A 20102-nucleotide genomic window follows, 5' to 3' on the forward strand; every position below is an offset into this window, starting at 1 on the left:
GCACTATTAATACTACTATATATTTGACCTCTTACAAAATTTTATACTTATAATAAAGAGTTAAACCTCTTTTATAGCCTCAACACAAGCAAAAGTAGCTATTTTTAGTATCTCATTAGCTGTTGCTGTAGCTTGAAGTATTTGAACGGGTTTTTCAAACCCGTTTGTTATAGGACCTATAAAGCTATTTGATGAAAATTCTTGTAATAATTCAGTAGAAATAGCAGCAGAATTTAAACTGGGCATAATTAATACATTCGCAGTTCCCGATAATCTACAAAATTTATATAATTTACGTAACTCACTATCTAAAGCCACTTTAACCGACATCTCACCGTCATATTCAAAATCTATTTTCATGCCGTTAAGCTCTTTTTTCTCTTCACTAAAATTATCAAGTATATTTATGGCTTCACGTATACGATCAGTTTTTTCTTTAGAAGAATTGCCAAATGTTGAAAAAGAAAGAAGTGCGACTCTTGGAGTAATACCCATATTTTTAGCAATTTCTGCCATTTGGGTTGTTATTTGTGCCAATTCCCAACTACTGGGATATTCTGTAATACAATTATCAGCAATAATAATATTATTGTCTTTAGCAATCATAATTGAATAGCCTAATATTCTACGATTAGGTTTTGGTGAAATAACTTGCATAATATCTTCTAAACTATCGATATAACTTTTCGTAACACCAGTTAAAAGAGCGTCACCATCACCACATGCCACCATACAACCAGCAAAAATATTCTTATTTGTTTTAACTAACTTCGCACAATCGTGATACAAATATCCCCTACGTTGTAACCTTTTATATAAATAATCAGTATATTTCTCCAGACTATCGCTCAGAGCCGCATTCATTATTTGAATTCCGTCTAAACTAATATCTTGACCTAGCTTTTTTAGTGTAGCTTCAATTCGCTCAGCACGGCCAATTATAACAGGATGACCATATTTCTCATCTCGCATCATAAGAGCGGCAGAAATTACTTCCTCTTCTTCCCCTTCAGCAAAAACAATCCTTTTAAGTGGTGCATTATGAATTTTTTCAGATAAAAAATTTATATAGTGAGCAGTAGGGTTAAATCTACTACCTAATTCTTTTTTATATTTACCAATATTAAAATCTTTAATTCTAGCCACACCACTTTCTATTGCAGCAACAGCAACCGCCGCTGCTACTACGGTCATTAAACGAGGATCAAACGGTACGGGAATAATATACTCTTTACCAAAAACCATCTTCCCTGAGTAAGCTTTATATACCTCTTCAGGTACAGGCTTACGAGCAAGTTCTGCTATAGCTTTAGCAGCAGCTATTTTCATTTCCGTATTAATAGTCTTAGCTCTTACATCTAACGCTCCTCTAAAAATATAAGGAAATCCCATAACATTGTTAATCTGATTATTATAATCAGATCGCCCTGTTGCTATAATCGCATCATCCCGCACAAACTTTATCTCTTCTGGAGTAATTTCCGGATCAGGGTTAGCCATAGCAAAAATAATCGGATTATTTGCCATTTTGCTAACCATCTCTTTAGTTACCGCCCCTTTTACCGATAACCCTATAAATACGTCTGAGTTATTTAAGCTTTCCTCTAAAGTTCTAAACTTAGTATCGCTTGCATATAGCTCTTTCCATTTATTCATACCTTGAGTACGTCCTTTATAAATAACACCTTTAGTATCACATAAAATAATCTTTGATTTATCGGCTCCAAGAGCAATTAATAAATCAATGCAAGCAATAGCCGCAGCACCTGCTCCGTTAACTATAATTTTTAGATCTTCAAGCTTACGATTAGTAAGATACGCAGCATTTATTAGGCCTGCTGCAGTAATAATTGCCGTTCCGTGCTGATCATCATGCAATACCGGTATATCCATTAAAGACTTTAACCTTTCTTCTATAATAAAACACTCTGGAGCTTTAATATCTTCAAGGTTGATACCACCGAAACTATAACCAAGATATTTCACAGCATTAATAAATTCTTCAGGTTCTTCAGTATTAATCTCTAAATCAATTGCATCAATATCGGCAAATTTTTTGAATAATACAGCTTTGCCTTCCATCACGGGTTTTGAAGCAGCCGCTCCTAAATTACCAAGTCCGAGTACGGCAGTACCGTTAGAGATCACAGCCACTAAATTACCACGAGCAGTATATTTATATACTTCCTCTAGATTTTTAGCAATTTCAAGGCAAGGAGCAGCAACACCAGGTGAATAAGCAAGTGATAAATCTTGCTGAGTAACTAAAGACTTTGTTGTAGAAATAGCGATCTTACCAGGTTTATCTTTTTTATGATACTCAAGTGCTTCAGCATAATTTATTTTATTCATTTCATCCATTTTAGAAATTCCTATTTTATTGTTATTCTTGTGTCATACTGCGTCTTGATCGCAGTATCTTAGGATTATGTCCTAAGAACACGTGCTCAAAGTCGCTGGACAACATTACTACATTCTTGACCCTATTATATACATAATAATTGATATAGTAATCACCGAGAAAAAAGTAGTAAATGTTATAATCGCCGCCATAGAATCAGGATCACCATCAAGCTGACGTGATAAAACATATGCGGTACTTGCACATGGAAGACAACTATATAATATTCCTACCGATCTATCTAGTCCATCAATTGACATTAACCATAGTACTATTACACTAACTAGAGGAAATGCAACTAATTTAATAAAACTTGTAAACAGTACATTATGTAAAAGCTCTTGTCTAATAGTAAAATTAAGCCCTGCCCCAACATTTAACATACCAATAGCTAAAGCGGCATTAGATAAGCTATCTAACGTTTTCTTCAGCCCCAAATGTAATTCAAGATTTGAGTAATTAAAAATAAATCCTACTAAACTTGCGATAATTAACGGATTACGCACAATTAATTTCATCATTAAAACAAAACTAGTTCTAATAGTATTAGTAACAGATTTATTAGGTATATAATAAGCAAAAATCATTACCGATAAAATATTGGTAAAAATAATCATATAAGAAGAAATAACGGCAACAACGGAAAGCCCACTAAAACCAAGTAATGGACTACTCACTCCAAAAAAAATGTAGCTATTATAACGAATCGAACCTTGAAAAATGGAAGTAAATTGGACTTTATCTATGTTATATTTTTTTTGGTAAATTATAAGACCGAGTGATACAAGAATAGTGGATATAATAAGAGCCACTACTAACTTAATTATGGAGGCAACACTTAAGTCGGCAGTAGATACGTAATTAAAAAGCATAGCAGGAAATAGTACAAAATATGATAATTTTTCAATACCACGCCAAAATTCTTCTGAAGTTAACCATTTATTTTTAATTATACTACCAAGCAGTATAATTAAAAAAATAGGTAACGTACTACAAAAAATTTCATTCATTTGTTTTCGTTGTCATACCAGTGTTCTATATGTCATTCCCGCTTTTGCGGGAATGACATAAAAACCCTATAACTTCCGTTCAATCAGCTTCTTCATTTCTTTTATACCATAAAGCTTTATAAAAGTCCCAAGTCTTGGACCTTCGTTTTGCCCAAGCAATATTTGATATAGATCCTTGAAGTAATCACGCAAATTTTCGTACCCTGCTTTCATTCCAATATCATATATTGATTTTTGTATTACTTCACCTTCTGTTTCTTCAGATATACTAGATAACATATCTAATATATCCCGTAAAATAACCTTATGCTTTTCAGAAGGGGTGTAATATGATTTATGTGCTTTAATAAAGTCATCATAATATCTTATAGCAAATTCTGCTAAGCGGTCAAGATAAGTAGTAGTATTTGGTGTTGCTTTAGGTGCATATTTGCTAATAAATCCCCAAAGTACTGATTTATCTGAAGGATTACACACGGAAGTAAGATTTAAAAGTAATGAATATGTAATGCCAAAAGTCTCAATTTTTGGAACATGTCCATGATGAATGTGATACACGGGATTTGCAAAACGCTTTGCCCGATCCTCTTCCAAATGATATTTCTGATTAAAAGTAATATATGCATCGACATTTTGAGGAATTACATCAAAAAACAAACGTTTAGCTCTAGTTGGATTTTGGTACATAAATAATGCCATACTTTCAACAGGAGCATATTTAAGCCAATCATCAACACTAATACTATTACCTTTTGATTTCGAGATTTTTTCACCATTCTCATCTAAGAATAACTCATAACATAGCTGCACCGGAGGTTTGCCTCCTAGGATACGACAAATTTCTGAATAAAGACGAGCATTTGCTAAATGATCTTTACCATACATTTCGTAATCGACTTTAAGAGCGGCCCAACGCATACCAAAATCTGGTTTCCATTGCAATTTACAATGCCCTCCTGTTACCGGTACTTCTATATAATTATTGTCCTCATCTTTATATGTTACGGTACCTCGCTTAGCATCCCATTTCTCTATAGGTACTTGTAGTACTTTACCTGTTTTCGGGCAAATAGGCATAAAAGGCGAATAAGTAGCTTTACGCTCTTCTCTAAAAGTCGGTAGCATCAACTCCATTATTTCATCATATTTTTCAAGCACCTTTAGTAGCATCTCATCAAACATACCCGCTTTATAACACTTAGTACTGCTATAAAATTCATACTCAAAGCCAAATTTATCAAGAAATGAGCGAAGCTTCGCATTCATATAAGCCCCGTAACTTTCATATTCACCAAACGGATCAAGAATAGAGGTCAGCGGCATATCCATATACTGTGCTAGCATTTCAGAATTTGGGATATTACTTGGTACTTTACGCAGTCCGTCCATATCATCGGAAAAACAGATTAATTTAGTCGGAATGCTTGACAATTGTTCAAACGCTTTCTGCACCATTACCATACGGGCATTCTCACCAAAAGTACCTATATGAGGTAAACCTGAAGGACCGTAACCCGTTTCAAATAATATATAACCTTTTTCAGGAGTTTTACCGTTTAAACTGTCTAATATCTTTTTAGCTTCAACAAAAGGCCAAGCGTTTGACTGAATAGCATCTTCCCAAATTTCCAACATTTTATTTTTCTTGCACTTTAATTAATAATCAGTGACAATATACTAAATTTATTTATTTGTAAAATATCACTTGAATTTTGTACGATTTTGAAGAATTTTGTATTATATTTTAAAAATTAAATGTGTTTATACTTTTTAATGACTCTGGCTTTCCACCTTCACGGAAATGACATTAAAAGCATAAAAATGACATAGAGGCTATCCAATTAAAACTTTTAAAACCCATGTTTATTAATACAACTATAAATTACATCAGAAAAGATAGTTATAAAGTGCTACATTTAGGGCTAATTGCCACTTCCGTAATAGTACTTGCTACTGCTTATATTGCTGAATATATATTCCATTACACCCCCTGCCCTTTATGCGTTTATGAAAGATTCCCATATCTAATACTAATCAAAATTTGTTTAACTGCTCTAATCATTAGAGAACTAAGCAAATACACTTTAATATTCATTTTCTTAACTATGCTTAGTTCCTGCATATTATCAACATATCATAGCTTCGTAGAACGAGGAATCATACAACCCAGCGCCCTTTGCTCATCAATGATCCGTATCCCAAAAGGTCTATCGATCCAGCATATCAAACAAATTTTCTACTCCCAGCCGATTACTTCCTGCACTAAACCCGCAATCAAAATCTTCAGTATTTCTATGACAGAGTATAATCTACTCTTAAATATCGGTCTTCTAATCTGTTTACTTCTTGTTTTGTTTTATCCAAAATCTCATAAATAGTTTAAATATTAATCATTAATCTGCAAAAATTAAAAATATTTAGGATGCTGCATAATTTGCAAGTTAACGGAATAAAGCATTAAAACTTGCAAGTATAGTATACCAGCTATAAGCCCATTAATGCCGGTATTCTGCTGCATACACTAACTATACTACCAATAATTCCGTCTGCTATTAAGGCAAATATTAATGCAGGAAATAATCCAAACGACATAGTGCGAGTAAACACCGCTACACCAAGTACATAATAAGTACCGTCTACGGTAAGATTGATCATTTTTATAATCCGATTATATTACATCCCTAAAATAAGCGACAACCTTATTAAGAGTTATTTAAGAACAGTAATAATAATACTCATATATTAACTCTGTAATTTCTTTATGAACAACAGAAAGTACTGAGAGATTTTCTTTAGTAAAAATTTCTTATTGTTACAAAGATTGCAAATTAATAAATAAAGTTAAATCTTTCCATAATTCCAAAAGGGATATTTTTCGGTTTTACTCACTGCAAGATCTTTTTCACCATTAAACCTACTTCTACGCCTATTTGCTTTTCTTACACTCCGACAGTAATAGTCGTCCCTACGGATCCTGCATTGGAAGCAATTATCGAAATACGACGTTTAAATACTTTTTGCTTTTAAATATTTAAATGATCTTTTAAAATTATAAAACTCTGCATATTTTCTAGAGCATTTTTTACAGCTACCGGCATATCATTTAAATTTTGTATCATTGTAAGATGCAATTCAACATTATTCTTTTCTGAGTATAATTTCAATTCTTCCACTGCAGGTATCACTTTTGCGCTACTACTATAAATTAACGATATTCTGTAAGAAAGACAACTTATTAATTGTATCAATGATTTTTATTTCATCGGTAATACCAGTAACTAAAGGTAGCTTTTATTATCAATCATAGCAGCAGTACAAACAATCGGTTTGTCCTTTTAATATGAGCAATTACAGTTTGGCTAGCTATCGTACCGATTGTGATTATTACATCAATATTTTGATCTTTTATTTGCTTTGTCACGGCAAGCAAAATATTAGAATCGGCATGAGCATTTTAAACTATAATTTCTGTATCTATGTCTTTTAGCACCTCTTTAATTCTTAATACTATTTGTGTCATTGCAGTATGTTCAAGCGAAACAATAACTGCCACTTTTTTGTGATCTGCATAAACTGCAGCTGTGATAAATAAAGCAAAAAGAAAAGAAGAAATTTTTTGGCAAATATTAGAGATAAACATTTAATATCCTATCATAAATTATAATTTAATAATCAAAATTCAAATTTGCATATAGCAAACCTATAAGCGTAAAGAACGAATTACATCAACGCCAATTTTGTATTAAACTATTAATCTTTAAAGATATCATAAATATTTTTAACTATAGAAATATAAAGTAAAGATAAAGAACCTATCTTCCTATGATTAGAAGCTAGTCAAGAAAGCTCTAACTTAATTTTGTATTTAAAGTACCATTTTAAGATTATGTCAATAACCAATAAATGGTATGCCTAAAAAAGTGGATTTGTTTTACACAACTCTTGAAAATACTTTACCATCATGAAGATGCTTTGTTGTATAAATTTGATGTCATTCACTCTTTCATAGAGTGTTGTTACACAGCTCGAAAATCGTCATTACGAGAAAAATTGTAAGTTTTGACGAAGCAATCCAGTACACAATGTTAACCTTTAGAATTTTTTAAATTATTTTTCTGGATTGCTACACTCCTTGCAGTCGCTTAGCCCATGACGATTTGGTAGCCATGCAACAAAGCCGATCAAATTATAGCTAGGATAACACTGAACAACTGATCCACACAAGTAAACCCATTACAGGAATAAAATTAATCACTTTTCAAGAACCATAAAATAAGACTTGCGTAATGAAAAAGAAATTTATTCCTAAAACTATGCATTTTCTGTTTGTTCTAATACCGTTTGCCCTAGTAATTGCGATAGAACATCTTGACTTGCTTCAGTCCAGCTTACTGGTGGTTCTTCACCTGTTAAACCAGTACCATAACGTGTATTAAACATTGAAGTAAAATGAGTAGTTTCTTGATTAAATTCTCCATTTAATTCTATCCCATAACCATAGTTTTTTAATGCTTCTTGTAAAGCCACTACTCTTGGACCTTCGTCCCCTTGCTTTACTACTACTTTACTTCTCTGTTCTTCAGTAGTCTCAATATATTGACCAAAACCTTTTTTTGCTAACTCTTGCCATGGAAAAAATTTACCGGGAGCAACATGTCTTTCTGTAACTTCACCAAGACCGACTAAATCATGTTTTAAATCTAAATCCGGATATCTTACTTTTATATCCTCAAGAAATTTGCATAATTGCTCTATTTGCTCTTCAGGAAAATCGCTTTTTGCATCATTAATAAGCATATTCCCAATACCAAACTTATTAACACCTACTTCTCCTTTCCAACTACTCTTACCCGCATAAAAAGCTTGATCTGTTAAATCATTATGATATTGATATTGCATCCCATTCTTATCAGTTATGTAATGAACACTTGCACCTCGTGTTTGTAGTATTTCAAGAGTAGAATTAACATTATCACTGACAGAATAAGTAATAACTACACAACTAGGTTTTACTCCTTCCGGTCTTGGAGACATATATTTCCCATTTGGACTATTTGTATTACTAATACCGTTATTTTCAATATCCTTACTTTTACTCATAAGCTTCCTTCAATATTATAGATTGTTAATGGTTTCAGAATTTACTAAACATTAATAATACTTTGGTAATGTTAAGTCAATAAAATATTAATTTACAAGGTATCGATACTGATCTAACAAATTCAATTATTATTTTTCTAATATTGGGATTTTGTACTCTAGTCAATGCTCTAGTTAATAATAAAAATTCTCTTTCTATAGTTCTTGATAATTCTTTATAAATATTGCACTTCTTCTTTAGCAATACTTATTTAAAAAATCACTTTCTATTTCTTTGCATAGATATTCAATTTTATTATTAGAAGTATTTTTATCGTCAGTTTTTAACTTTTCTTCTTCAGAACTATTAAAGAAATATTTTAAAGGTATACTTAAAACTTGTGCAGAAACATATAACCTACTTAATAGGTATATTACTTCAACCTTCTTCATATTTTTTAACTGGGAGAGCACTAATGTCTAAAGCTTACCCTAAATTCCTTTTGGCTAATACCTACAGCAAGGCGTTGTTCTGTTAAACGTACACTTGCTAGTTTGTCTAGCTAGAGGTTTTATTGAATGAATCATTTCATTTTAACCATAAGTTTTGATTATTAATGCTAAAACCATTTATTTATCGAGAATCAAAGCTAATAAATAATTAATTAAAAGTATAAAAACGATGAGTAATAGAATAGTAAAATTACCGAATTGTGAGAATATAGTAGGAGAGGTTAGTTTTTTAGGAATTAAACCTTGGATATAATTTATTTCATTTAGATTTAGTTTTTTTATTGTTCTACCAAAAGAATCTACTATAGCTGAAATACCGTTATTAGCTACTCTAATCATAGGTAAACCGTTTTCTACGGCTCTACTTCTACTAATATAAAAGTGCTGATATGGACCACTTGATTTACCATACCATGCATCATTTGTAACATTAATTATCACATCCGCAATTTCATTATTCGTCCGAACAAAATCAGAAAAAATTGATTCATAACAAATCAGGGGTTTAATTTTGAGATTGTATTTATTAAGATAAACAAGACCACCGTTGCCTTCTTTATAATCGATTAAACCATGAGTTAATTTTTTAAACGGTAATATTTTTTTTAATGGCATATATTCACCGAAAGGTACTAAATGTGATTTATGGTATTCAAATAATTTATGACCGTTTTTAGCAAGAGCATACATAGCTGAGTAAAGTTCAAACTCATCACCTTGTTTTTTATTATCTGCGATCCCTCCCGTTATCAAAATAGCATCTGTTGAATTTAACATTTTTAATAATTCTGATTTAACTTGCGGTACATCAAATGGCACTACTAACGCTGCTTCAGACCAAATAATTAAATCAGTAGGTTCTGAATTTTTTGATAAATTAATATGTAGCATTAAATTATGCCAACATTCTTCTTCATTCCATTTTGCTGTTTGAGCGATTGAAGGCTGTACTAATCGCACTTTTATATCAGTGAAATTTGTAGGATTATTACTTAGCCTTGCTGCTCCATAAATGACAATTACGGTTAATATTACGACTGAACTAGCTAATAATATTTTTAACTGAGTAAATTGCTTGCTAAATAAAGGATAAGCGGAAGTGGCAATATATATAACTATAAAACTAAACCCATATATCCCTATTATACTTAAAGGCTGTATTAAAATATCCGAAAATGAAAAAGCATAACCGATCAAATTCCAAGGAAGACCTGTAAAAATCCATGACCTTACCCACTCAAATAATACCCAACATAAACAGAATATAAATTGGTAATATTTATTATTTTTAGCGAAAAAACTAAGCGTACAACTTGCCGATATAAAGAAAGCTAAAACTATAGGTAGTCCAAATAAAGCAAAAGGAATTGCCCACCAAAAATCTGCAATATAAACGCTAACACCGATACTTATCCAATATATTCCACTTAAAAAATGCCCAAAACCGAATAAATAACCAAATTTTGCCGCTTCTTGCCAATTTTCAGATTTTTGCACTATGTAACATAGATAAGATAACGTTAATAATGCTGGTAAAAAGAAAGTCGGAGCAAAAACTAAACCGCTGAACATCCCAAATAAAAAGCAAATAATTTTAGATCTATACATTTATTTTATTATTTTAAATAAGTAAAATTTATTTACAAAATAATACATCATGCTATTATTTCAGCAAGTTTTTAATATAATGGTAAATAAATGACTACAGGGTTACTACACGGGAAAAAAGGCTTAATTACAGGTATTGCAAATAATATGTCAATATCATGGGCAATTGCACAGCTTGCTAAAAAACATGAGGCAGAGCTATGGTTTACTTATCAATCGGAAGTACTAGAAAAACGAGTGAAACCACTCGCTGAAGAAATAGGCTGTAATTTTGTTAGCAAACTTGATGTTACAAATCCAAAATCAATTAGTAATTTATTTGATGATATAAAAGAGAAATGGGGTAGTTTCGATTTCTTACTTCACGGAATGGCTTTTGCTGATAAAAATGCATTAAATGGACGTTATGTTGATACTAGCTTAGAAAATTTTCATAATTCTTTACATATATCATGTTACTCTCTTTTAGAACTCTCAAGGGCAGCAGAACCTTTAATGGATGACGGCGGGAGCATTGTGACCTTAACTTACTATGGTGCTGAAAAAGTTATACCTAATTATAATATAATGGGGATTTCTAAAGCTGCACTTGAGGCTAGTGTAAAATATCTAGCAAACGATATGGGAGAAAACAACATTAGAGTAAATGCTATTTCGGCAGGCCCTATCAAAACTTTAGCATCTAGTGCAATAGGTAATTTTAGTACTATGCTTAAATCTCACGCTGCAACCACACCGTTAAAACGTAATACTACTCAAGAAGATGTAGGAGGAGCAGCAATATATTTATTTAGTAATTTATCTAAAGGTGTTACCGGTGAAATTCATTATGTAGATTGCGGTTATAATATTATGGGAAGTAATAAATTATAAGCTAAGAGGTGAATTTTTGTTATACAGCGTCATTGGGAGCAATCTTTGATTGTGTGGCAATCCATAAAAAAATAATAAACTAGATTGTTTTGTCAATTATTTCATAATTACCTTGCAATGATGAAAATCAAATACAACAAAATCATCACAATCCGCGATTTCTTTTTTTGCGGTATTCAGTTTTTGGAGAAATAGGCGATTTTTTAGATTTTGCCTGAGCTTTTTTAACTTTTGATATTAATACTGAATTATTAAATCTATTAAGCTCTTTTGAAATTTGTTTCCACTGTTCTTGTACTTAGAGAAGTATGAGGATTTTTAATTTCACTATTTATTAGTTTTCCTATTTTTTTAAGATTTTCTTTAGAAATGTAATTATGTTTTATATAATTCATAAGCTTTGACCACCAAGCTTGTCTTTGATGTAATCCTTGATATATTATATCTACTAAATCATTTTTTGTGAATGTTAATATATAATGCGAAGCTCCTTCTAAAGATTTAAATAAATGCCTTTATATTTCTCCTCGTCTCTTATCTTCAATATTTACCTTTGTGTTTTGCTCTAATATTATTATTGCTTTTTCAATTATTGAAGATATTTTAGTATTTTTCCTTCATTTGCTTTATTATCTAAACCTTCTTAAGTATTAAAATGTATATTGGTTACTATTTTAGCATCTACTAATTGTTGAATATACTTACCGTTAGGATCTTGTATTTTTTGCTCTATCTTCAGCCGATTTTAAACCTAATTTAATCTCTGATTCTCGAAAAAGTGGAGCATATTAATAAAAAATTAATACTTTGTGCTATTCTACTATTTATTAAATCTTTAGAATTTCTTAGGATAAAAATTTTCTTGTAAAATACGATAATGATCTAATATTCCTGTGTTATAATCTTTTAATTCTCCTGTAGCATTAAATTTTGCTTTTATATCTATACCTGAGCATTTTGCTTACAATAATATTTCTTGAAAAACTTTATTATTAGGAGTATGACAAACGAAATTATGATCATTATCCGGTATTAATTCACATACATTTTTCATTATTATTTGATTGAGTTTATATAATTACTCTTTATTAAGCTTTTGATCTAAAAAACTTATATAAGCTTCCATTTGTTTTTGCTTACTTGCAGTACTAAAAGCCTTCTGCATCTTTTGCATAACACCAAAATCAAAATTTCACTATCTATTTCTTTGATAACTAACATTTATTAAATTTTTCAGTATTCACTGTTTCTTTTTTATTGTTTGTAGCTATATTTAGTATTACTCTAACCCATAATTAATATTAATTATAGATTAAGTGTAATTTCTATTGCTATATTTATAATAAAAACTTTAAAACAGTATCTTGAAAGTCATACTCAACCTTCGCTATTTCCTAAAATGTCTATTGATTCTATTATCTCATTATTTAATTGACTATACATTACTAAATCTAAAATATTTGACGCTGCTAAATTATTAATATAAACACCCTTTACATCATTTAATACATAATCAACCACTAACAATTTAGAATCAGCAGAAGTTCCGTATAATGCTTTTTTCCCATCAAATACTTTTTTAAATGTATCGAATTTAAGTAATTCTTCACTTACAACTCTTTCTCTAATATCTCTACTCACAAATAAACACATTATACTTTGTGCTAAACTATTTTTAATATAACAATATTCTAACGCCTCTTCACTTGTGTCACCTATTTTTTTTAAATCTTCTTTATATAATTCATATGCTTTTTCTCGAAATTCAGCATCTCTAATTTTTTTCAAATAAAAATTATGAATTAATAGCTTATAAAGTTCAAGTACCATACTAGAAAAAGTAATTGTTAAATTTCCTTTTTTATCAATTTCTACAGTAAACTTGTTTCCTTTTGCTTCTAAATAGATTAGATCTCGAAATATACTATCCTCTTTTGTTCTACGAAGTAAAAAAGCCGAGTCTTGAGGATCAACTAAATCTAAAGCATGTTCCATTATTTTTTTATTAAGCTCATGTAACCTATCATTAGATACCATATCTTTTGTATCTGCGAGAAAAGATTTTTTATCATCTACTTTTAATTTTCTTAAATTTTCTAGCACTTCTAAAGTTATTTCTCCTTGTTGAATTTTTTTAACTAACTCAGAATAATTGTTAAATTCTACTTCTTGATTTTTACACCCTGACCCAGCAGGTTCTAATTCTTTTCCTGGATCTAATACAGAATATTTTTCTTCAATTTTTTTAGGTTCACTACTAATACAAGAGATTATAATTTTTTTTAGCGTCATATAATTCCTTCAATAAAAAGGCATAGTATATTTAGTTAAATAATATTAACAAGTTCTTTTATTAAAAATTAAAATAAATTAACTTTATTAAGTGGATGATGTAACAATGCTTTTTGTAGATGATTAGTTTGAAGATGAGTATATATTTGGGTTGTAGATATATCGGCATGACCAAGTAGCTCTTGAATAACTCTCAAGTCTGCTCCGCCTTCAAGTAAATGACTTGCAAAGCTATGACGCAATATATGCGGAGAAATATGCTTAGGGTTAAGCCCTGCATAAAGAGCAGCAGATTTTAACAGCATCGCAAAATTTTGTCTAGTCATATAACCGGCAATAGCTGATGAGGGAAATAAATAAATTAAATTTTTTGGTTTTGCTTTATTCAAAAAAACATCTCTAATTGCAAGATATTTAACAATACTGATCACTGCCTGCTCATTTATTATTATGACTCTTTCCTTATTACCTTTGCCAAGCACAGAAAATACTTTCTTCACCTCTCCTGACATTTTATTAGTCAAAATATCAGCAAGCTTAAGACTAACCAGCTCTGAGACTCTAAGACCGCTAGCATAAAGCAAATGAATCATTGCATTAAGCCTGATCCCTTCCGGCGTAGCATCTTGGGAGCAATATTCAAGTAACGATTTAATTTGATCTATAGACAATATTTCAGGAAGCTTACTTTGATATTTTGGTAAATCGACGTTAAGAACTGGATTAAAAGCAGTATGATTTTCGCTAATTAAAAATTCATAATAACTTTTTATAGTTGATATTTTTCGATTGATAGAACGAGCTTGTAAATCATTATCCGCTAAATACTCAATCCAATTTCTGATATTTTCTGTAGTAATATTTAATTCGGATAATTTCTGTTTAGCAAGATAATTTTGAAAGTCAAATAAGTCCCGCTTATAGCTAAATATAGAATTTTTTGACAACGCTCTTTCAGCTAAAAGCATTTCTAGGAATTGTGAAATAAATTCCATAAGATTTTTTAATTTCTATAATGGAGGCCAGGGTCGGAATCGAACCGACGAATAGAGGATTTGCAGTCCACGGCATTACCACTTTGCTACCCAGCCTAAAATGTTTGTCATACGTAAAAGTATTATTGTAGGGTTCTCTTCCTTATTGTCATCCCACGATCATCAAGTCGCGGGATGATAATGAAAAATCAAATCTACAAGATATAAACAGAACGATAATGCTAACAACATCCATCCAAAAAAGCAACTATTTTTATACTAAACTACTAATCCTTGCAGGATATTTAAACGATTTATCTTTTATAAAATTCAAGAACTGGCTAATGGCATCTACTATATCGTCATTTTTAATATGAAGAAAATTTAGCAATTTCTTTAAAATTATGCTTGATTGTTTAGGTAACGTTACTTGATTGAAACAAAGGAACGAAAGCAAACCTTGTAACTTTATTAATCCTCGGCTTAATACTGATCATTCTAATATTATCGTCTAAAAACCCTTATATCTTGAATCAATTGTTGACCGCTTGCTTTATCTTCGATTAATATAAATCTTGGTTAATATTCTTTAGCTAATTTTTCGGTTATATTTTTCAGCTCAGAATAGTTAATCTTATTCTGCACTAATTATACTAAATATATCGCTGCTCTAAAATTCCCCATATAGTGGGCCAACACTATAATCGGAATCTTCAGAAATTGTAATTACCGTACCCTAACTTTACACAAAATAATCAAATCTTGAAGGTAGATTTACATAAACACTAAAATCTTCCATATTAATAAGCAACGATAAGCACATAGCTAAAAATTGGGCATTATAATTATAGCTACTCATTTCCTGCTCTAATTTTGCTAAGCAATCAGAAGGTTCTTTATAGCTATCTAATACTTCACTACTAAGATATTGGATATTCTTTATCTCTATTATTAGTTATTAATTTAAATGGATAATCTTGAATGCTAATCAACGGAATTTTTACATGGTGCTATAAATTGCTATTATTAAGTAGATAACTGGATAAATCATCTAAAATGCAGACGCTGCATAACTAAAAGTTTGTTCAAACCAATCTATAACTTTCTTACGTATTTTATAAGGGTGAATTTGCTTAGGATTATGAGAATCATCGATAATCAGTATATCACCGCCCTCACCTGTTTTGCCGATCCTCCAACTGATGTTACAAATCGAAAAACATTAGCAGTCGTTAAAAATTTACTTTTTTGATTATGGGGTTTACTAAGGATAGTATTTGGAAGTAGGATTAGCCCAAAAGTAAATAAGCAGACTAAGCAACTCTAACATAGATAGATTTTTTAAACTCATTGGCAGGATATTAATTATTAAACGATTAATATCACTGCTTTACAACATTTAAATAATCGGTAATTATTCTTATATGTTTACTTGGATAGTATGCAAGCCAAGGATTAATAGTTAAATACCTTATTTACGGATTATACCGTAAAATTATAATTTAAGAGTTCTTTAGAGTAAATCATGTTTGGTTTAATTGTCATTCCATCATCTTTTTATGTCATTCCCACGGAAGCTGGAATGACATAACTAAATAGCACATTACCACAAATCTTAGTTGCTATCAATGCTCTATAGTATATAATTTTGAAAAAATATGTTTTATTTATGAAATTACTAAGAATTATTTTTATCATTACTATATGCATTAATTTTCCTATATTTGCAGAAAATTTAGAATCGGTTACTACAACTGAAGATATTGAAAATGATGTATTTATCCCTCTTGATGAAAATCATCCTGTGTTAAATCCAAACTATAATATTAATAATAGTTCTGAATTTAAGAATTATGCAAACGGTAAAATTATTGTTCTAAATAAAATTACTGCCACTTCCAAAGAAATGAATTTTACAGTTGGAGAAGAACAATATTTCGGTAATATAAAAATCAAATTACATAAATGTATAAAAAACCTTGATCCATATAATGAAGATAATTATTTGTTGATGACCATAACGGAATATAAGATTGATGAAGATCCTAATTTACTTTTTCAAGGATGGATGACCTCTTCAAGCATTTCACTTTCAACATTTGAACACCCAATTTACGAAATTTTTGCTAAAGATTGTTTTTAGATGCAATATTTAATTTCAAGTTTAATATTTTTAATTCCTAGCTTTGGGATGCTTGCCGGCTTATCAGCCGCAGCTCTAGTTACAATTTTTTTGCTGAGTGTTGTTATAGGAAATACCCTACCACAAATATCTATATCATTCCGACGTAGGCAGGAATCCAGTAACAATGTTGTACCATGGCTGGATCACAATCACAGTATCCAGTTAAAAATTAAAAAAGACTGGATAGCAGTGTGGCGGGACCATAGTATGACACTATTATTCGCCATCTGGTGTTTAATATCTTGTTTATTTCCAATTCACCTCATTAATAGTTTCACTACTTTTACTCAAGTTTTTATAATATTATTCTTTGGCTTTGCAGTTAGTAATTCCGCGCCTTTTCAAAATCGCTTACAGCTCAAAAAAGCCTTAATATCCGGAATTTTCGCAGCAATATTATTATTCTTCATCGAATATTCTTCTCATGGTTTTTTAACTAAAATATTCAAAGCTAGTTTTGGCTTATATATGTTAGATCGGGGCTGTGCTTTACTTTCAATTACTGCTTGGACTACTATTATAATTTTACTCTCTAGCGGTAAAAGAAGACATGCATTAATGCTATATATATTAGTGCTTTATTTACTTAATTCGTCTGATAGTTTAGCAAGTTTTTTAGGATTCAGTATAGGCGGAATAATATTTATTTTAGCAAGATTTATAAAGCTGATATTTTTCAAATTAATTGCAATAAGTTTAATTACCTGCTCGTTACTATTCCCTGTTATAGCGAAACAAATAGATCCACAATATTTATCTGAAAAATATTTAACAACTCAAGCATCGGCTGCTCATCGTTTATTTATTTGGCATTTCGTCGCAAACAAAATCATTGCAAAGCCGATTGGCTATGGCTTTGCTTCTTCTAAATATATCGAAGTTACAGATAGTGAAATGATCGATTATAAAGGAGAAAAATGGCATCCTTTGCCGCTTCATCCTCATAATAATATATTACAAATTACTCTTGAACTTGGTATAATAGGGCTAATATTATTTTTAAGCTTAATCTATAAATACTTAAAACAGATTGATAATATAAAAAATAATGATTTTAGAGCAGCTTCCTATGCATGCTTTATAAATTATTATATAATAGGGATGATTTCATATAATATGTGGCAAATATGGTGGATATCAAGCGGTATTTGGGTACTAGTCTTAATGAAGTTACTAGTTAAACCTGATATTGTCGTTGATAATTAATAATATTTGGTATAGATATAGAAGTAAGATTTTGATGTTATTTCTGCGAAAGCGGTAATCCATACTAATTATAGTAGTACATATTTGAAAAATACCGCTTTTAGCTAGGAAATGACATAAACAATGTCTAGAATTACATAATACAAACATATGCTACAAAACTCAGAATTTTTACAGGAATATCTACCGATTGCTATATTTTGCATTATTGCGGTATTAGTTTCCAGTTTAATAATGATTCTACCTAACCTATTATCGACAAAGAAATATAATAAAGATAAGCTAGAGCCTTATGAGTGTGGTTTTGAGCCTTTTAGCGATGCAAGATCAAAATTTGACATACGTTTTTACTTAGTTGCCATTTTATTTATTATCTTTGACCTTGAAATCGTATTTTTAGTACCTTGGGCTATTAGCCTTAATACAATAGGTAAAATAGGCTTTTTCTCAATGATGTTTTTCCTATTTGTACTTATTATCGGGTTTATATATGAATGGAAGAAAGGTGCATTAGATTGGTAGTAATATGAAAAATAGTTTTTATCAGGAAGATGAGATACTTAACAATAAACTCTCAAATCGTGGATTCTTACTCACTAAAGTTGATGATGTTATAGGCTGGGCGAGAGCTAATTCCTTATGGCCAATGACTTTTGGGCTTGCTTGTTGTGCGGTGGAAATGATGCAGGCAGCAGCAAGTAGGTATGATATGGATCGCTTCGGTATGCTGTTTAGACCAAGCCCAAGACAGTCCGACCTTATGATAGTTGCAGGCACACTCACTAACAAAATGGCACCGGCTCTACGTAAAGTATATGATCAAATGGCCGAGCCTAAATGGGTACTTTCAATGGGTAGCTGTGCTAACGGCGGTGGGTATTACCATTTTTCCTATTCGGTAGTACGCGGCTGCGATAGAATTGTACCGGTTGACATATATATCCCCGGCTGCCCTCCTACTGCCGAAGCATTAATTTACGGGCTGATGCAGTTACAAAAAAAAATTAAACGCACTACAGGTTTTAAGTATGACTCTAGACAAACTTATTGAGGAACTTGCTGCTAAATATAGCATACTGATAACCCATATTACGGTTCAAGGCTATTTAGCTTACAACGTCGAGCCGCATTTTTTATTACTGTTTTTAAAAGCTTTAAAAAAATCGGAAGAATTACGTTTTACTGTACTTACTGATTTATTTGGAGCTGATTTTCCTGAAAGAGATAAAAGATTTGAAGTAGTATATAATTTACTAAGCCTAAAATTAAATAAGCGTCTTATAATAAAAGTACAGATCTCTGAAAAAGAAAGCATACCTTCAGCAATGAATATATTTAATGCTGCTTGCTGGTATGAGCGTGAAGTTTATGATATGTTCGGAGTAAATTTTGAGGGAAATGACGATAAAAGACGAATACTAACCGATTATGAATTTGAAGGACATCCATTACGTAAAGATTTTCCGTTAACCGGTTATACGCAAGTTAAATATGATAAAAAATTAAAAAAAGTAGCTTATGAGCCAGTTGATTTAGACATAGAATATCGTAAGTTTGATTTTAGCTCTCAATGGCACAGCCCTACTTATATTTTACCTGGGGATGAGAAGGCAAAGTAAAAGCAGTGTGGATAACCCAACGTCATTGCGAGTGACTGAAAGAAGCAGTGGCAATCCAGGAAAATTATGAAACAACCGACTGTATATTTGTGGCTAATAAATGAAACGGGACTATTTACGTAGGAGTAATTTTTAAGCTTATCAAACTTAATATATCAACTAATGGGTTTAGTAGAAAATATGCTTGTAAAATATTATGAAATTCATGAAACTATGGATTCTGCAATAACTAGAGAAAAACAAATTAAATCAGGCTCAAGAGCAAAAAAGCTTAATTTAATTGAGTAAACGAAATGTAAATTGAACAGATTTATATGATGAAATTATTTAACTTGATTGCCA

Annotated in this window: 16 protein-coding genes, 1 tRNA gene and 3 pseudogenes; 8 read left to right on the forward strand and 12 right to left on the reverse strand. The window is 30.9% G+C overall.

The features are described from left to right. Nucleotides 1-60: 60 nt before the first annotated feature. From A1E_RS03205 to A1E_RS03215, 3 genes are all read right to left on the reverse strand, one after another. Complete coding sequence (locus tag A1E_RS03205) at nt 61-2361, reverse strand: NADP-dependent malic enzyme (RefSeq protein WP_012148845.1); 2301 nt, start codon at nt 2359-2361, stop codon at nt 61-63. Between the two features lie 108 nt (nt 2362-2469). Next, nucleotides 2470-3411 carry an AEC family transporter gene (locus tag A1E_RS03210; RefSeq protein WP_012148846.1) on the reverse strand — a complete coding sequence of 314 codons (942 nt, stop codon included), beginning with the start codon at nt 3409-3411 and terminating at the stop codon, nt 2470-2472. 66 nt (nt 3412-3477) lie between these two features. After that, a complete protein-coding gene (locus tag A1E_RS03215; protein WP_012148847.1) occupies nt 3478-5046 on the reverse strand; it encodes a lysine--tRNA ligase in 1569 nt (522 codons plus the stop codon). A 224-nt stretch (nt 5047-5270) separates the two neighbouring features. Here A1E_RS03215 and A1E_RS05675 point away from each other — a divergent pair, with 224 nt between their 5' ends. Further along, complete coding sequence (locus tag A1E_RS05675) at nt 5271-5789, forward strand: disulfide bond formation protein B (protein WP_012148848.1); 519 nt, start codon at nt 5271-5273, stop codon at nt 5787-5789. Nucleotides 5790-5830: 41 nt separating this feature from the next. On the opposite strand, the pseudogene A1E_RS05680 reads toward A1E_RS05675, so the two are convergent. From A1E_RS05680 to lnt, 5 genes and pseudogenes are all read right to left on the reverse strand, one after another. After that, nucleotides 5831-6090, reverse strand: a pseudogene (locus tag A1E_RS05680) (ABC transporter permease); the annotation flags it as partial. 34 nt (nt 6091-6124) lie between these two features. Further along, nucleotides 6125-7051: pseudogene (locus A1E_RS03225) on the reverse strand (ABC transporter substrate binding protein). A gap of 671 nt (nt 7052-7722) precedes the next feature. After that, a complete protein-coding gene (locus A1E_RS03230; RefSeq protein WP_012148850.1) occupies nt 7723-8511 on the reverse strand; it encodes an N-acetylmuramoyl-L-alanine amidase in 789 nt (262 codons plus the stop codon). A gap of 237 nt (nt 8512-8748) precedes the next feature. Then, on the reverse strand, nt 8749-8943 hold the full coding sequence (locus A1E_RS06885; RefSeq protein WP_012148851.1) for a hypothetical protein: 195 nt from the start codon (nt 8941-8943) through the stop codon (nt 8749-8751). Nucleotides 8944-9120: 177 nt separating this feature from the next. After that, nucleotides 9121-10611, reverse strand: coding sequence for an apolipoprotein N-acyltransferase (gene lnt / locus A1E_RS03240; RefSeq protein ID WP_012148852.1), 1491 nt, complete (start codon nt 10609-10611; stop codon nt 9121-9123). A 90-nt stretch (nt 10612-10701) separates the two neighbouring features. Between lnt and fabI the strand changes: the two genes are divergently transcribed. Next, nucleotides 10702-11484, forward strand: coding sequence for an enoyl-ACP reductase FabI (gene fabI / locus A1E_RS03245; RefSeq protein ID WP_012148853.1), 783 nt, complete (start codon nt 10702-10704; stop codon nt 11482-11484). 145 nt (nt 11485-11629) lie between these two features. Here fabI and A1E_RS07310 read toward each other — a convergent pair. The 4 genes and pseudogenes from A1E_RS07310 to A1E_RS03260 all read right to left on the reverse strand — a co-directional run bounded on the left by A1E_RS07310 (nt 11630) and on the right by A1E_RS03260 (nt 14867). Next, nucleotides 11630-12755: pseudogene (locus A1E_RS07310) on the reverse strand (DUF5410 family protein). Nucleotides 12756-12861: 106 nt separating this feature from the next. Beyond that, the gene (locus A1E_RS03250; RefSeq protein ID WP_012148856.1) at nt 12862-13776 is read right to left on the reverse strand and encodes a DUF5410 family protein; all 915 of its coding nucleotides are present in this window, start codon (nt 13774-13776) and stop codon (nt 12862-12864) included. A 68-nt stretch (nt 13777-13844) separates the two neighbouring features. Next, the gene (xerD, locus tag A1E_RS03255) at nt 13845-14771 is read right to left on the reverse strand and encodes a site-specific tyrosine recombinase XerD (protein ID WP_012148857.1); all 927 of its coding nucleotides are present in this window, start codon (nt 14769-14771) and stop codon (nt 13845-13847) included. Between the two features lie 21 nt (nt 14772-14792). Continuing rightward, nucleotides 14793-14867: transfer RNA gene (locus tag A1E_RS03260), tRNA-Cys, on the reverse strand. Nucleotides 14868-16419: 1552 nt separating this feature from the next. Here A1E_RS03260 and A1E_RS03265 point away from each other — a divergent pair. The 6 genes from A1E_RS03265 (at nt 16420) to A1E_RS03290 (ending at nt 20048) form a co-directional block, all read left to right on the forward strand. Further along, entirely contained in the window at nt 16420-16893 is a 474-nt protein-coding gene (locus tag A1E_RS03265) for a DUF2155 domain-containing protein (RefSeq protein WP_012148858.1), read from the forward strand. Further along, the gene (locus tag A1E_RS03270; protein ID WP_012148859.1) at nt 16894-18141 is read left to right on the forward strand and encodes an O-antigen ligase family protein; all 1248 of its coding nucleotides are present in this window, start codon (nt 16894-16896) and stop codon (nt 18139-18141) included. Between the two features lie 150 nt (nt 18142-18291). Next, a complete protein-coding gene (locus A1E_RS03275; protein WP_012148860.1) occupies nt 18292-18663 on the forward strand; it encodes an NADH-quinone oxidoreductase subunit A in 372 nt (123 codons plus the stop codon). Nucleotides 18664-18667: 4 nt separating this feature from the next. Beyond that, nucleotides 18668-19192 carry a NuoB/complex I 20 kDa subunit family protein gene (locus tag A1E_RS03280; protein ID WP_012148861.1) on the forward strand — a complete coding sequence of 175 codons (525 nt, stop codon included), beginning with the start codon at nt 18668-18670 and terminating at the stop codon, nt 19190-19192. Continuing rightward, nucleotides 19170-19760 (forward strand): NADH-quinone oxidoreductase subunit C, encoded by a 591-nt coding sequence (locus A1E_RS03285; RefSeq protein WP_012148862.1) that lies wholly within the window; start codon nt 19170-19172, stop codon nt 19758-19760. Before A1E_RS03280 ends, A1E_RS03285 begins: the two co-directional genes overlap by 23 nt. A 162-nt stretch (nt 19761-19922) precedes the next feature. Further along, nucleotides 19923-20048 (forward strand): GIY-YIG nuclease family protein, encoded by a 126-nt coding sequence (locus A1E_RS03290; protein ID WP_012148863.1) that lies wholly within the window; start codon nt 19923-19925, stop codon nt 20046-20048. The last annotated feature ends 54 nt before the right edge of the window (nt 20049-20102 follow it).

The sequence above is a fragment of the Rickettsia canadensis str. McKiel genome, from assembly GCF_000014345.1.
Classification (GTDB): Bacteria; Pseudomonadota; Alphaproteobacteria; order Rickettsiales; family Rickettsiaceae; genus Rickettsia; species Rickettsia canadensis.